Here is a 14,628-nt window from a genome sequence, read left to right as displayed (position 1 = left end):
AGCGTGACACCTCTTGTATACTGCGAAGGTGTGCGGAGCCGGACCGCCGGCCCGTGAGATCGGAACGGCGGCGGCCGACCCGGTGCGCCGGGGGGCCGCGGACCCGTCGGGCCGATGAGAAACCCGACACGTTTCGGCGGATCGTCGTTCGAGGGCCCGTTCGACGGGCGATGCGTCGGCGGAGCGTCCCCGAAATCTGGGATACGACGGCCGATCTCGGTCCGGTTCGCAACGCTTATACGTACTGTGAACTATTCACAACCATGTCACGGAGTTCCACCCCTTGGGACGACCCGGACCCCGACCGCCGTCGGACGGCGCTGCCGACGGACCCGGCGCTCGACGCCGCCGAGGCGCCGGACGTGATGGCGTCCATCGACTCCTCGTCGTCGCGGCCGGAGCTCGTCATCGCGGACGTCTCGCGAGAGGACGCGTGGGTGTCGGTCGACGAGACCGACGCGACCGTCCTCGAGGAGTGGTGTTGAGCCGCGCCGGTCGCTGGCGGGGCTGAGTTCTTTTTCCCGCCGTAGCGCCGCCGCGTTCCCGGTTCACCGAAGCCCGCGCGCCGCCTCCCAGCCGCGGATCAGCGATCCGATCGTCCGACACGTCGGCGCGGCCACGCCGTGCCGGTCCGCCCGGTCGGTGACGGCGCCGTAGACGGCGTCGGCCTCGGTCCGCCGCCCGTTCTCAACGTCCTCGTACATGGACGACCGGTTGGCGGCGGTGTCGGCGGCGACGCGCTCGACGGCGGCGACCGCGCGCTCGTCCGGGAGGTCGACGCCGACCGCGCGGGCGACGCGGGCCGTCTCCCGGGCGGCCTCGCGCGACACGTCGCCCGCGGGACCCCCCAGCGTCTCCCCGTTCTCGGTCCGCGCGAGCGCGGAGGGACCGTTGATCCCGGCGTTGACCGCGAGCTTCTCGAAGCGGCGCACCGGCATGTCCTCGGCGACAACCGCCTCGACGCCGGCCGCGTCGAAGGCGGCGCCGACCCGCGCGGCCGCGGGGCTGGCGCCGCCGGAGAGCGGCCCGACGACCACTTCTCCGACGCCGGTACAGGTGACGCGGCCCGGCTCCGCGAACCGGGCGCCGTAGCTCGCGGTGCCGGCGAGCACCGTCGCGTCGAGCGCGGCGACCAGCCGCTCCTCCGTCAGTCCGTTCTGGAGCGAGCAGACCACCTCGTACTCGCCGGTCGCGAGCGCCCGGGCGGCCGCGTCGGTGTCGTACGCCTTGGTCGTGACGAGGGCGAGGTCCGCCGCTCGGTGCGTCCCGTCGGTGAGCGCGCGCGGCTGGACGCGGACGTCGACCTCGCCGTCGATCCGGAGTCCGTCCCCGCGGATCCGCCGCATGTGCGGGTCGCGCCCGACGAGCGTCACGTCGTGTTCGCGCGCCAGCAGCCCCCCCACGAGGCTCCCGAGCGCGCCGGCGCCGTAGACGAGCACCTCCATGCGTAGTACCACGCGCGTCGACCGAAATAGGGGTACCGGTGGGTTCGGTCCCGAGACCCGGGCGCCCCGGCTCAGCTCTTCAGCCCGCTCCCCGTCAGCGGCACGACGACGTCCTCGTCGGGACCGATCTCGCCGCGCTCGCGGAGGGTTCGCAGCGCGGCGGGCGCGACCGCGCAGGTCGGCTCGGTGTAGAAGCCGGCGGCGTGGAGGCGGTCGAGTTCGCGCGTCGCGGTCGCCTCGGTGACCGCGAGCGCGTCGCCGCCGGTGGCGTCGATCGCTTCCCGGATCCCCCGGTCTCGGACCGGCTTGGCGATCTGGATCCCGTCGGCCGCGTCGTTGCGGGCTCCCTCCGGGTCGGCCGCCTCCGGGCCGTAGAGCGCGCGGACGATCGGCGCGACGCCGGCCGCCTGCGCGCCGTAGAGCCGCGGAACGGACTCGATCCACCCGGCGCGTTCGAGCCGCCGGAACCCCCGATATGCGCCGAGGAAGAGCGTCCCGTGGCCCAGCGGAGTCACGACGGCGTCCGGCGCGTCCCAGCCGCGCTGGAGCGCGGTCTCGTACGCGACCGTGGCGGTCCCCTCGAAGAACGCCGGGTTCCAGGCGTGGCTGGCGTACCAGGCGTCGGTCCCCGAAGGAGTATCCGCAGCAGCGTCGAGCGCCGCGACGCACGCGTCCGTCACGTCTCCTCGGCTTCCCTCGATCCGGATCGGGTCGGCGCCGGCGCGTCGGATCGCGCGGAGCTTCGACTCCTTGGCGTCGGCGGGGACGTATATCTCGGCCGCGATCCCGGCGCGGGCGGCGTACGTCGCGATCGCGGCGCCCGCGTTGCCGGAGGAGTCCTCGACGACGCGCTCGACGCCCAGCTCGCGGGCCCGGGTCAGCGTCGCGGTCGCGCCGCGGTCCTTGAACGAGCCCGTCGGGAAGACGTACTCCAGCTTGAACGACGCGTTCCACGGCGGGACCTCGGTCTCCCCGTCCCCGGCGGGTTCGCGGCCCTCGTCGGCGTCGACGAGCGGGGTCGTCCCCTCGCCGAGCGTCACCCGGTCGCCGGGGTCGTTACCGACGGCGAGCAGGTCGTCGAACGCCCACAGCCCGCCGCGCGCGTCGAACGACTCGGGGGCGGGCGCGTCGCCCGCGGGCGTCGGGGGGTCCGCGAAGTCGAGGGGGGCGCCGCACCGGCAGCGCCACCGATCGCGGTACGTCTCCCCGCACTCGGGACAGCGGAGGCGACGGGGCGCGTGCGGTCCCCGCTCCGGGGCGTCTGGGTCGCCCATCAGTACCGGTCGACGTTGGTGCCGACCGAGCAGACGTACTCGCCGGCGGCCACCTGCGGGAGCCGGCGGGTGCGCCAGAATATGCCGTCCGTGTCGGCGGTGACCCGACCCTCCAACGCGCCGAAGGTGTCGGTGACCTCGAACAGCACGTCGCCGGCGGAGACGCGTTCGCCCAGTTCGCGCTCGAAGCGGACCAGTCCGCCGGCGGGCGAGCCGTACTGGTCGAAGCCGCGGGCGCGGGTCTGCGATTCGAGCGCGGCGTCGCCGTCGAGGAACCCGTAGTGGCGGAGCACGTTGAACAAGCCCTCGACGCCGTACTGAATCGACTCCTCGTCCCAGCCGACGCAGCCGCCGAGTTCGGGGTCGACGGTGGGAATGCCGTGCTCCGGCCCGGCGCGGGCGAGCTGCCCGTCCGGGCCCTTGATGTCGAGGACGTGGCCGCAGCCGAACACCTTCGCGAGCTCCAGGCAGTCGCCGTGGAGCCGGTGGCGGACGCCGCAGCGCACGCGCGTCTCGTTTATCATCCGGCTCGTCGACCCCTGATGGAGGTCGAGGATGTAATCCGCCCGTTTGGCGACCTGGAACGTCTCGTGGGCGATCCGCTCGCTGGTCGTCCCGTCGGCGTCGCCCGGGTACCCCCGGTTCATCTTCCGGTCGTCGACCGGGTTCCGATGTTCCGCCGCCTGGAACGCGAAGCGGTTCACGATGCCGACGACGAGGACCGTGCCGGACAGCTCCGTCGGGTCGAGGCGCGGAACCACGCGGTTGACGACACCTAACCCGTTCAGCTCGTCGCCGTCGCTGACCGCCTGGACGTACAGCGTCGGGCCGTCGGCCGCGCCGTTGACGACGGCGACCGGCAGCCGGACGGGACTCCCGTCCCGCATCTCTCCCACTTCGAGACGGCCCGTGTCCGTCTCGCCCGGGGAGGCGCGGGCCGTTCCCAGCGTTATCATTACGCGAAGGTGGGGCGGCCGGGACTTTATCGGTTCGGTCCGCGGCGATCCGACCGACACAAGCTTTATCGCCGCTATCGCACTACGGAGTGGCACGTACCGCCGCGGCGCCGGTCCCCGCAGCCCCCGACGACCGCCGCGGTGACACCCAATGAGCATCGATATCGACCCGCTGTGCGAGGCCGACGGGATCACCGTCACGGACCACATCGAGAACACGCAGTTCGAGGTGTACACCGACCGCCCGGTCGACCCGCGCTCGCGCCCCGGGTCGGACCACTACTTCCCGGTGGACGCCAGCGTCGCGGTCGAGGCGGGGTCGATCGAGATCCCCCGCGTCGCGGTCGTCGAGACCCGGGCCGGCGACGGGACGCTCCTGACCCACGGCGACTGTTACACGATGCCGAGCGGCACCTACCACGTCGGGATCAACCCGGCCCCGACGAAGCTCTACCTCACCTTCGACTCCGGGTTCTCCGTCTCGACGACCGACCGGACCACCCGGATCGACCTCGACACGCCGGGCACGGTCGGGCTCGGCTTCCGGTCGCTCCACCAGACCCCGGCGGGGACGATCACCACTCCGACTGACCCGGAGTCGCTGATGGACGCCGTCTCGCTGCTCGGCTCCGCGCTCCAGACCACCAGCCCGGAGCGGTCCTTCCCGACCCTGCGGGGACACCCACCGCTGATCGGACCGGGCGAGGAGCTCCGCGTCCCCGAGCGGGTCGAGCCGGTCGACAGCGGGGTCCGGATCGTCGTCCCGCCGGAGTACCGCTACCTCTACCCGGTGGTCTCGCTCGCCTACTACTTCGCGGCCGACGTCGTCCCCGGCGACGCCCCGCGGATCGAGGGGGACGGCTGGACGTACCCGCTCGAACCGGGGTTCGAGACGCGGACCGCGGAGGTGCTCAGGCAGTCGTTCCACATGGACTGTCTCGCCCGCACGGAGGGCTTTTACCCGGTCGACCTCCACGAGCGCGAGACGACCGCCCTCGACCTCGACTGGGGGCGGCTGTACGACCTCCCGCTCGCGGAGCGCCTCGGAGAGTACCTCGACGTGCCGTTCGAGGCGGTCGAGCCCGAGCTGCCGCAGTGGACGCTGACGACGGACGTCCGTCCCGACCCGGAGAACGTGGAGATGCTCCCGTTCGTCGCCGGCGAGCTGTCGATCGTCCGCTCGCCCACCGAGGTCACCCCGGCGGGCGACGACGGGGGCGTCGGCGTCGGGTTCTTCGGCGGCACGGAGCGGAGCTCGTCACCGACGGCCGAGTCGGAGCCCGCGGCCGAGGGCGTCGGGCTGGACGGCGGCGAACTCGACGGCGGCGGCCTCGGCGGCGAGTTCGTTCGGGGCGGAGGGAGCGCGGGCGCCGCGAGCGCGGGAGCCACCCGCGGCGCGGGCGCCTCGGCGGACCGCGGCGCCGTCTCGGCGCAGACCGAGTTCGTCCGACCGGAGCCCGTCGACACCGTCGAGCACGCGTGGGTCGGGGACGGGGTCCCCCTCGACGCGAACAAGGCGACGCTCGACGCGTACCACCGCCGGCTCGAAGCGGGGCAGGTGGAGCAGTCGCGCATCTCCGTCCTCGTGGTCTGTAACGACGAGCAGATGCGCGAGGAGGGCGACGTGGCCGACCTCTACGGGCTCCGCGACATGGTCCAGTTCGACATCGAGGTACGCCACGACCTCTCCCGCGGGGAGATGCGCGACGCCCTCGCGTCCGACGTCGACTTCCTCCACTACATCGGCCACGTCGACGACCGCGGGATGCAGTGCGCCGAGGGGTACCTCGACCTGACCGACGGGGACCTCGAAATCGGCGTCAGCGCCTTTCTGCTCAACGCCTGCCAGTCCTACCAGCAGGGCGAGGCCCTGGTCCACCGCGGCTCGCGCGGCGGCATCGTCACCCTCTCCGACGTGGCGAACTCGCCCGCGACGACGCTCGGCCGGATCATCGCGCGCCTGATGAACAGCGGGTTCAACCTCCGGACCGCGCTTCACGTGGCGAAACGGGAACTGATCACCGGCCACCAGTACATCGTCGTCGGGGACGGGGGAACGACTATCTGTCAGAGTCGGAGCGGGATGGCAGTTGTAATCGATATAAAATCAAGAAAAGATTCGTGGGATTTTGAGATGCGTACCTTCCCAAATGGACCATATGGTGTCGGAAGTCTTTATATACCAAACATAGTAAACATGTCTAAAAACTATACCGTCCCCTCAAACGCAATAATAGACTCAGTTAGTGAGGACCAGTTACGGGAGGCACTTGAGTTAGAAACAGTGCCGGTTTTTTATCACGGGAAATTATACTGGAGCGACAATACTTCCTTTATATAAGATATTTTACGGTCCGGGGTTTGTTTTAGCAATATTCGCCGCCGCGGGCGCCGCCTGCGTCAGCAGCAGCAGTGCGGTGAACAGGACGCCGGCCATCTTCGGGTGCTCTGCCACGTAGTCCGCGACACTTTCGTGCATATTCGAAAAGTATCAGGATAAATAAATATTGAGATTGTTGTGCGGTTGGATATAAACGATATTTAAAGTATATTTATAGCGTATTAAATTGACACGGCGTCGAAGCGGCGAGTTCCCGGACGTTTTCTTTTTTACTAATGTGGGTGGGGAAACACCCGCCTCCGCACCTTCGACCGAGGACCGCGTTTTTTCACTACCGGGCGCGGAACGTAGCGTGCCATGACCGACATCGAAGCGACGATTCGGGAGGCGTTCGAGCACACCGAGTACGACCTCGGCGACATCGCGGTCAACCGCCGACAGGTCCGCGTGCCGGTGAGACAGGAGGGCGCCGACCCGGATGCGCTGCGGGCGGTGATCGAGGAGGCGCTCGGCGCGGACTCGCTCGCGGCCGTGACGGTGACCACGGAGCGCATCGCCGGCGAGGACACCGTCGGCACCGTCGTGTCGTTCCGCTACCGGGACTGACGCGTTCGGCCGAGACGGGTGGGAGCCCCGCGGCCGCGACGCGGTACGAGTGAACTACCCCACCCTACTTGCTCACGGCCTGCGCCGTTCGCTCCTTGAGAGTGGGGCTTCCTGTTTCAACGACGCGCTTTGCAGACACAACGGTGTCCGTAGGGAGCGCAGTCTCCACAGGCGTTAATTCGGAGTGAACCACCCCTACTTCTTCGAGGCCGCGAGAAAGAATGTTCCATGCCGCATTCGCGTCTCTGTCCACCTCAAACCCGCACGAGGGGCATGAATGTTCACGAACCCACAACGGCTTGTCCGTCGAGGCACCACATGACGCGCACTCCTTGGTCGTCCCTCTCGGGTTGACCGCCACGAAGTGCGTTCCTTCGCGTTCACATTTGTACTCAAGCATCCGAAAGAACGTTCCCCACGCCGCACCTGCTCGATTCCGTGAGTTACCGGGAGTTCGATTTTCCTTCGTGTCCAAGTCTTCGACGCTACGAGGTCGTACTCGGTACGTAGTAGTTTGAGAGCTTGTGTAGGAAGTCACGACGCTTTCGCTTGAGATCGGCGTGGCGCTCGGCCACGACCCCGTTGTTCTCCCAATTCGCAGACCCGTGCTGTTTCCGTGAAAGGTCACGCTGGGCGCGTTCCAACCGCTCGCGTTCGTCGGACAAGTCGAGCGATTCGACGGCTGTGCCGTCGGTGTCGTGTACATACGTGAGAATCCCCACGTCGATTCCGACGACCTCCTCTGGCATCTCTGGTTTCTCGGGTGTGGCTTCGTCCATGTCGACGCCGAACGTAGCGTACCACTCGCCAGTTGGCTCCTGCTTGATCGTGACCTGTTTGATTGTCGCGTTCTTGGGAATGTCTCGGTGGAGGTGAATCGGAATCTCACCGATTTTACTCAACCACAGGACAGGCCGACCACTCGTATTCTTGAGTTTGAAGCCGGACTGGTTGTAGGTGAGTGAACGATATTCTCGGGGTGGTTTCCACTTGAGCATTCCAACAGCGCGTCCGTTCTGCTTTTGCGCTTTGAGCGTGGAGAGATTGTCGTAGACGCGCTTGACGACCATCTGTAACACTTTCGAGTGAACGTTTCCGAGGTCGTCCCACCACGTTTTGAGGTCGGGAAGTTGCCCCTGTACATTGTATCGGGCGGGAATGTCGTCTTCCTCCTTGAGCAGATAAAGGACGTGATTGTATAGTTGCCTACAAGTATCGACGTGGGACAGGAGCGTCTCAGAGAGGGCTTCTGTTGGGTTGAGTCGATACTTGTAGTTGTACTGCATCTACGATTCTCGTTCTTCGATGAGTTCGTCCAGTTTCTCTTGGACGAACGAGGAGAGACTCAGGTGGTTGTCCTGAATCCATTCTTCTTGGTCGTCGCGGATAGAAATGGTCTTTCGCGTTGCCACACCATAATTTACATACAAATAGTTTATCATTGCCGTAGGCCTGTGGGCATGTCGTCGCGGAGTGTTTAGAAGACCATGACAGTGCTGTATCCCCTCCTTATTGCGCTACTCGGTCGCTTCGCTCCCTGCGTTGGTCTTTGAAGAGGGAGACTTAGCGACTAATAATAGTTAACAGGGCGGTACCCGTACACAGGGATCGTACGATGAGGGCCGAGGACGGACACGACGGCGCACAGTACCTCGCCGGCTCGCCCGTTCGGGTCGCGATACTCCGGGCGCTGCGCGAGGACCCGCGGCGCCCCACCGAGTTGACCGACGCGGTCGACGCGACCCGAACGACGGTCCAGCGGATCCTCGCGGGGTTCCGCGAGCGCGACTGGGTGGTGAAACGTGACGCGGACTACCGCGTGACGCCGACCGGGGAACGCGTCCACGACGCGTACGAGAGCCTCCTGACGGAGGTCGAGCGCGGCGACCGCTACGGCCGGTTCGCCGCGACCCTCGAGCGCATCGGCGTCGACTTCCCGCCCGAGGGGATCCCCGACAGCGACCTCACCGTCGCGTCGGACCAGAACCCGCTGGCGGCCGTCGACCGGCTCACGGGACTGCTACACGAGAGCCGCGGCGCCGACATCCGGGCGGTCTCCCCGGTCGTCATCCAGCCGTTCAACGACGCCGCGGCGGCGGCGCTGGACGACGGCGCGAGCGTCGAACTGATAATCGACCGCGACGTGGCCGACGCGTCGATCGCGGAGTTCGGGCCGGCGACCGACCGAGCGTTAGACGACGAGCACGCCGAGGTGTACGTGAGCGCCGAGCCGATCGAGTACGGGCTCCTCCGCTGTGGCGACGTCGGCTGCGTGACCGCGTACGACCAGCGGAACAACCCGCGGTGCGTGCTCGAATCGACGGACCAGACGGTCGTCGACTGGGTGGACGACGCGTTCGCGTCGCTTCGAGCCGACGCGACGCGGCTCTCAGCGGTCCTCGAACGCGCCTGAGAACGGTGCCTGCAGGCCCTAGGCGTCGTCGCTCGCGGCCGCTTCGTCGTCGGCCGCCTCGGCCGTCGCGTCGTCGTCCGGGTCGAAGTTCGCGGGCACGACCGTCGGGTGATCGATGCCGACGGAGGGCGTGGTTGCGCTCATGGCTCTACTAACGAACACGCGACGGCCACCCTAAAAATTACCCATAGGCATAACGCATCCGGGCGCGGGCGGCGGATGCGCTCCGGTTATACCGCCCTACGCGACCTGCTCGTCGTAGAGGTCCTGCGCGTGCTCGATCGCCTCTTTCGCCGCCGCCTTGTCCTCCCAGCCGAGCGTTTCGACCTCCTTGCCGGCCTCGAGGTTCTTGTAGGTCGCGAAGAACTCGTCGATTTCGTCGAGGATCTGCTGGGGGATGTCCTCGAGGTCCTCGATGTGATCGAACCGGGGGTCCTCGGTCGGCACCGCGATCACCTTGTCGTCCTGCTCGCCGTCGTCGTCCATCTTCATCAGCGCGACGGGGCGAGCCTCGACGACGCAGCCGGGGAACGTCTGGTCCTCGACGAGCACCATCACGTCGAAGGGGTCCTCGTCGTCGTAGTACGACTGCGGGATGAAGCCGTAGTCGTACGGGTAGTGGACGTTCGAGTGGAGCACCCGGTCTAAGACGACGCCGGGAATGTCCTTGTCGTACTCGTACTTGTTGCGCTCGCCCTTGAGACACTCGACGACGGCGTAGATCTCGTCCGGCGCGTCCGGTCCCGTCTCGAGGTCCTCCCAGAGGTTGACCATGTGTCCGTTGGTGCGTCGATGGCGCCCAAAGTCCTTTCGGGATCCGTCGATCCGGCACGGTCGCATCGGGGCCCACGGGACCGACACCGACCGTTCTGGATCCCCGCGAACCGGCGATCCGACGGTTTCGATCGCGAGCCGAACTCCGGATCACGCCGACGATCCGTCGGGTATCCGGCGGGACCGGAGTCGATCGGTCGAACGCCCCGTACCGCCGGATCGGACGGACGTGCGCCGAGACGGCCGTTGATACCGGCCGATCCGGACGTTCGTGGGGGATGAGGCATCGCAACGATAGTGATTGTTGAGAAAGACTATAAGTTCGGGTTCCCTTTTACTATGTATGTCAGAGGCACAAACAGTCACTGATGAATCGACGGCCGCAAGCGATCTCACGGCGTTCCAGCAGAACATCCTCACCATCCTGGCCGAGGAGCCGATGTACGGGCTCGCCATCAAGCGCGAGCTGGAGGCGTACTACGGCTCCGAGGTGAACCACGGTCGGCTCTACCCCAACCTCGACGACCTCGTCGACGTCGGGTTAGTCGAGAAGAGCGAACTGGACAAGCGGACGAACCAGTACGAGCTGACCGACGAGGGCCACGACGTCGTCCTCGGCCAGATTGAGTGGGTCCTCGACCGCTTCGTCACCGACGAGGCGCGCGCCGACGAGGTCCGCGAACTGCTGGAGTAAGGGGAAACCCGCTCCCGCGCGGCCAGAGGGATCGAATCCGACCGAACACTTTTGGCACACGGCGCGGCGAAAGCCGCGTTTTCTCTCCGGTGAGCGGCCGCTACGTCGGATCGTCGACGTCGGCGGCGACCGACTCGATCGCGGACAGCGACTCGTCGACGGCGTCGAGCTGCTCGTCGGTGGGCCACCCGTTCCGGACGAGGTACTCCTCGCGGAACTCGGCGCGCATCTCCGGGGTGGCGTCGTCCACCGGCCGGACGTAGTGGTTGCTCATGAACGTCGCGAACGTCTCGGCGTTGCGCGCGTGAACCTCGGCCTTCCGCTCCGCGACCTCCTCGGCGACGGTCTCGTTGTACGCGGCCACCTCGCGGTAGCGGTCGGCGTCGCCCGGGCCGGAGAGCGACACCTCGACGGCGCGGTCGGTGTCCTCGACGCGGTCGAGCTGAACGGTTCCCTCGTCCATCCACTCGTCGGGGTACAACACGAGCGCGTCGTCCTCCTCGCGGACGCGCGCCGTGTAGCCGTACTCGGCCGCGAGCGCGTCGCGCCGCTCCCGGTACTGGTCGGCCGCCTCCTCGATCTCCGGCGTCGGCTCCGCGGACTCGGCCTCGCGGGCGAGCCGCGTGAGCCGCTCCGCCTCGTCGACCGCCTCGACCGGCACGTCCGGGACGCGGTCGTCGTCGCGGTCGGGTTCCTCGGCGGCGTCCGCGGGGTTGTCCCCCCCTCGGCCCCCTCCGCCGCCATCATCTCTCGCGCCCGTTCCTTCGCCCACTCCGGCGGTTCGTCGTCAGTTCGCGTCATCGAGTGCCTCGTTCGCCAGATCGTCGGCGCGCTCGTTTATCTCCCGCGGTACGTGGGCGATCGACCACCGGTCGAACCGCTCCAACAGCTCCCGGGCGCGGACCCGCTTCTCGCGGAGCGCCGGGTCGTTGGCGTTCCACTCGCCGCGGACCTGCTTGACGATGAGTTCGGAGTCGCCGCGGACGTCGACCGCGTCGAACCCGTACTCGTCGGCCCCCTCCAGCGCGCGGATCAGCGCGGCGTACTCGGCCTGGTTGTTCGTCACGCGGCCGATACGCTCGCCGCCCTCCGCGACGACCCCGTCGGAGGTGACCAGACACCAGCCGACCGCGCCCGGGCCGGGGTTCCCGCGGGAGGCGCCGTCGAAGTAGACGTGCGCGCGGCCGCCGCCGTCGCGCAGCAGGGCGGTCAGTCGGGTGGGGTCGCTCCCCTGGACGACGACCTTGTCGTCGTACGCGACCGCGACGGCCCCCTCGCGCTCTGCGCGCCACCGCTCGTGGGGCGTGTTCCCCTCGTCGATCCGGACGCCCGCGTCCGCGAGGCGCTCGCGCGCGGCGGCCGGGTCGCAGTCGATCGTCGGCATTCGTCCGGGTTCCGCGCCCGGCGGACAAAGGGCTGTCCGTCCGCCGTCCGCACGAGACCGACTGGCGGCTCGCCATCAATGGTATGGATCCACATGGTAACGAACTTTTAAGTTAAACCATTTCGATAGCATATAAATGCGATGACACGGCCCACCCGGCAACGGGATCACGACCGGCAGCGCGTGGGGGACGAGGACGCCGAGGAAGACGAGATCGACATCGAGGACGTCGACGAACTGGACCCCGAGGACTTCGATCCGGAGGATCTCACCCGGACGGCCGACGGGGAGCTGATACACGAGGAGACGGGGATGATCATCGAAGACGAGCAGATCGATCCCGGCCCGGAGTGGCGCGCGTTCAACCACTCGGAGCGACAGGAGAAGTCGCGCGTCGGCGCCCCGACGACGAAGACGATGCACGACAAGGGGCTGACGACGACGATCGACTGGAAGGACAAGGACGCCTACGGGCGCTCCATCTCCTCGAAGAAGCGGTCGCAGATGCATCGCCTGCGCAAGTGGCAGGAGCGGATTCGGACCAAGGACGCGGGCGAGCGCAACCTCCAGTTCGCGCTCTCGGAGATCGACCGGATGGCGAGCGCGCTGGGGGTCCCGCGGTCCGTCCGAGAGGTCGCGTCGGTCATCTACCGACGCGCGCTCAACGAGGACCTGATCCGCGGGCGCTCCATCGAGGGCGTCTCCACCGCCGCGCTGTACGCCGCCTGCCGCAAGGAGGGGATCCCCCGGAGCCTCGAAGAAATCTCGGAGGTCTCCCGCGTCGACCGCAAGGAGATCGGGCGGACGTACCGGTACATCTCACAGGAGCTGGGCTTGGAGATGCGCCCGGTCGACCCGAAGAAGTACGTCCCGCGCTTCTCCTCGGAGCTCGAACTCTCCGAGGAGGTCCAGTCGAAGGCCAACGAGATCATCGAGACGACCGCCGAGCAGGGGCTCCTCTCCGGGAAGTCGCCCACCGGCTACGCCGCCGCCGCCATCTACGCGGCCTCGCTGCTCTGCAACGAGAAGAAGACCCAACGCGAGGTCGCGGACGTCGCGCAGGTGACCGAGGTCACCATCCGCAACCGGTACCAAGAGCAGATCGAGGCGATGGGCATCCACAGTTAGGCGACGCCGGACCGGTCGATCGCGTCTCGTCTCCCGGCTCGCCTGATCCCTTTCGCTCGCCGGAAACGTTCAAGCCGCCGCGCCGCCAACCCAGATCCGAATGCGGCTCGACGAGTTCATCGAGTTCGAGGCGAACGAGCGCGCCGAGCGGCGGCGCCTCGCCGCGGAGAAGGACTACGGAATTTTGGACCACCTCGACTCCTTCGAGCGGCGCTTCGACGAGCACGTCTCCGACGACGCCGTGGTCGGGAGCGTCTCCCCCTCCATCTTCGTCGGCCGCGCGGACTACCCGAACGTCTCGACCGGGCTGCTCTCGCCGGTCGGCCGCGAGGAGCGCGCCGCGACGTTCGAGACCTCCGCGGCGTGGTACGACGAGGGCGTCTCTATTTCGGACGTGTTCGACCGCCGGACGAGCCTGCTCAACTCGACGCGCGGCGTCGACGTGGCGGACGCGGGCGCGACCGGCGGGGTGAAGTCGGTCGGCGGCGGCGGCGGCCCGGCCGAGAGCGTCCACGACGCGTGGAACGGCTGGCTCGGCGTCCAACGCGAGGTCGCCATCGCGGACCGCCCGGTCGACGTGGAGATCGGACTCGACGGCCGGCCGGACCTCGACTTCGAGGTCGGCACGGAGGACATCAAGACGCCGACCGGGCCGCGCGCCGCGGCCCGGACCGCCGATCTGGGCGAGAACCCGCACGTCCCGCGCCCGGTGAAGAAGACGCTCGAAGACGACGACTGGCGCGCGGAGGGCGCGATGACGTTCCTCTACCGCCGCGGGTTCGACGTGTACGAGATCAACACGATCCTCTCGGCGGGCGCGCTCGGGCGGGGAGAGAACCGCCGGCTCGTCCCGACGCGCTGGTCGATCACGGCCGTTGACGACACGGTCGGGCAGTTCCTCCGCGGGTCGATCCGCGACAACCCGACGGTCGACCGGATCGAGGTCCACCGCAACGAGTACCTCGGCAACGCGTTCTGGGTGATCTTAGTCCCGGGACAGTGGGAGTACGAACTCGTCGAGATGAAATCGCCCGGATCGATCTGGAACCCCGACCCCGAGGCGGGCGTCTACCTCGCGGCCGCGAGCGAGGGGCGCGAGGGGCGGACCGGCTACGTCGAGGAGACGGCGGGCGCCTACTACGCGGCCCGACTGGGCGTCTTGGAGCACCTCAACGACCGCGGGCGACAGGCGAAGGCGCTCGTCTTACGCCACGTCTCCGACGACTACTGGGGCCCGGTCGGCGTCTGGCAGGTGCGCGAGGCGGTCCGGAACGCCTTCGAGGGCGAACTCGGGACCGCGGAGACGTTCGGGGAGGCCGTCCGCGGCGTCGCGGACCACCTCCCGGTCTCGCTCGGGCGCCTCCGCCGGAAGTCGACGCTCGCGGCCGGGCTTCAGGCGAACCTCGCGGACTTCGTCGACGCGGACTGAACCGGCTGCCGGCGACGACCATTTATAAGCGACTGTAGAAGCGGTTGGGTCTATTTATAAGGAAACGTGCGGTGGCGCGCGCCTCCGAGCGCCCGCAGGGCGCGAGGAGCGCGTGCGAGGGACGCGGTGAGCGCTCGGAGAGCGCGAACCGCGAGGCTGGGGAGGCGTGAGGTGCGGTCGCCGT

At 68.0% G+C, this 14,628-nt stretch carries 14 protein-coding genes and 2 pseudogenes; 7 read left to right on the top strand and 9 right to left on the bottom strand.

What is annotated here, in order from left to right; translation table 11 throughout:
- The first annotated feature begins 263 nt into the window (after positions 1–263).
- Positions 264–485 carry a hypothetical protein gene (locus tag KI388_RS00275; protein WP_053771909.1) on the top strand — a complete coding sequence of 74 codons (222 nt, stop codon included), beginning with the start codon at positions 264–266 and terminating at the stop codon, positions 483–485.
- Between the two features lie 63 nt (positions 486–548).
- On the opposite strand, the gene KI388_RS00270 is transcribed toward KI388_RS00275, so the two are convergent.
- The 3 genes from KI388_RS00270 to KI388_RS00260 all read right to left on the bottom strand — a co-directional run bounded on the left by KI388_RS00270 (position 549) and on the right by KI388_RS00260 (position 3,675).
- Positions 549–1,445, bottom strand: coding sequence for a ketopantoate reductase family protein (locus KI388_RS00270; RefSeq protein WP_215087443.1), 897 nt, complete (start codon positions 1,443–1,445; stop codon positions 549–551).
- 71 nt (positions 1,446–1,516) lie between these two features.
- A complete protein-coding gene (locus KI388_RS00265) occupies positions 1,517–2,719 on the bottom strand; it encodes a pyridoxal-phosphate dependent enzyme (protein ID WP_215087442.1) in 1,203 nt (400 codons plus the stop codon).
- On the bottom strand, positions 2,719–3,675 hold the full coding sequence (locus tag KI388_RS00260) for a succinylglutamate desuccinylase/aspartoacylase family protein (RefSeq protein WP_215087441.1): 957 nt from the start codon (positions 3,673–3,675) through the stop codon (positions 2,719–2,721). Before KI388_RS00260 ends, KI388_RS00265 begins: the two co-directional genes overlap by 1 nt.
- 151 nt (positions 3,676–3,826) lie before the next feature.
- Between KI388_RS00260 and KI388_RS00255 the strand changes: the two genes are divergently transcribed.
- Complete coding sequence (locus KI388_RS00255) at positions 3,827–6,016, top strand: caspase family protein (protein ID WP_215087440.1); 2,190 nt, start codon at positions 3,827–3,829, stop codon at positions 6,014–6,016.
- Positions 6,017–6,022: 6 nt separating this feature from the next.
- On the opposite strand, the gene KI388_RS15465 is transcribed toward KI388_RS00255, so the two are convergent.
- A complete protein-coding gene (locus KI388_RS15465) occupies positions 6,023–6,154 on the bottom strand; it encodes a hypothetical protein (RefSeq protein ID WP_256441504.1) in 132 nt (43 codons plus the stop codon).
- A 219-nt stretch (positions 6,155–6,373) separates the two neighbouring features.
- On the opposite strand from KI388_RS15465, the gene KI388_RS00250 reads away from it, so the two are divergent.
- Positions 6,374–6,622 carry a hypothetical protein gene (locus KI388_RS00250; RefSeq protein WP_007994882.1) on the top strand — a complete coding sequence of 83 codons (249 nt, stop codon included), beginning with the start codon at positions 6,374–6,376 and terminating at the stop codon, positions 6,620–6,622.
- Between the two features lie 64 nt (positions 6,623–6,686).
- On the opposite strand, the pseudogene KI388_RS00245 reads toward KI388_RS00250, so the two are convergent.
- Positions 6,687–7,908, bottom strand: a pseudogene (locus KI388_RS00245) (transposase).
- Between the two features lie 329 nt (positions 7,909–8,237).
- Here KI388_RS00245 and KI388_RS00240 point away from each other — a divergent pair.
- Entirely contained in the window at positions 8,238–9,035 is a 798-nt protein-coding gene (locus KI388_RS00240) for a helix-turn-helix domain-containing protein (protein ID WP_215087439.1), read from the top strand.
- A gap of 18 nt (positions 9,036–9,053) precedes the next feature.
- Here the strand turns inward: KI388_RS00240 and KI388_RS15460 are convergent, their stop codons facing one another.
- Positions 9,054–9,179 carry a hypothetical protein gene (locus KI388_RS15460; RefSeq protein ID WP_256441503.1) on the bottom strand — a complete coding sequence of 42 codons (126 nt, stop codon included), beginning with the start codon at positions 9,177–9,179 and terminating at the stop codon, positions 9,054–9,056.
- 96 nt (positions 9,180–9,275) lie between these two features.
- Complete coding sequence (locus KI388_RS00235) at positions 9,276–9,809, bottom strand: inorganic diphosphatase (RefSeq protein ID WP_215087438.1); 534 nt, start codon at positions 9,807–9,809, stop codon at positions 9,276–9,278.
- A gap of 343 nt (positions 9,810–10,152) precedes the next feature.
- Here KI388_RS00235 and KI388_RS00230 point away from each other — a divergent pair, with 343 nt between their 5' ends.
- A complete protein-coding gene (locus tag KI388_RS00230; RefSeq protein ID WP_215087437.1) occupies positions 10,153–10,503 on the top strand; it encodes a PadR family transcriptional regulator in 351 nt (116 codons plus the stop codon).
- A 100-nt stretch (positions 10,504–10,603) separates the two neighbouring features.
- Here the strand turns inward: KI388_RS00230 and KI388_RS00225 are convergent.
- A pseudogene (locus tag KI388_RS00225) lies at positions 10,604–11,304 on the bottom strand (hypothetical protein).
- Positions 11,291–11,887, bottom strand: a complete 597-nt coding sequence (gene rnhA / locus KI388_RS00220) for a ribonuclease HI (RefSeq protein ID WP_215087436.1) — start codon at positions 11,885–11,887, stop codon at positions 11,291–11,293. The pseudogene KI388_RS00225 and the gene rnhA overlap by 14 nt, the downstream one beginning before the upstream one ends.
- A gap of 141 nt (positions 11,888–12,028) precedes the next feature.
- Here rnhA and KI388_RS00215 point away from each other — a divergent pair, with 141 nt between their 5' ends.
- Positions 12,029–13,015 carry a transcription initiation factor IIB gene (locus tag KI388_RS00215; RefSeq protein ID WP_215087435.1) on the top strand — a complete coding sequence of 329 codons (987 nt, stop codon included), beginning with the start codon at positions 12,029–12,031 and terminating at the stop codon, positions 13,013–13,015.
- Between the two features lie 100 nt (positions 13,016–13,115).
- Positions 13,116–14,444 (top strand): Nre family DNA repair protein, encoded by a 1,329-nt coding sequence (locus KI388_RS00210; protein WP_215087434.1) that lies wholly within the window; start codon positions 13,116–13,118, stop codon positions 14,442–14,444.
- Positions 14,445–14,628: the final 184 nt, after the last annotated feature.

Source organism: Halorubrum sp. 2020YC2 (assembly GCF_018623055.1).
Classification (GTDB): Archaea; Halobacteriota; Halobacteria; order Halobacteriales; family Haloferacaceae; genus Halorubrum.
This window is presented reverse-complemented; position numbering and strand designations above follow the sequence as displayed.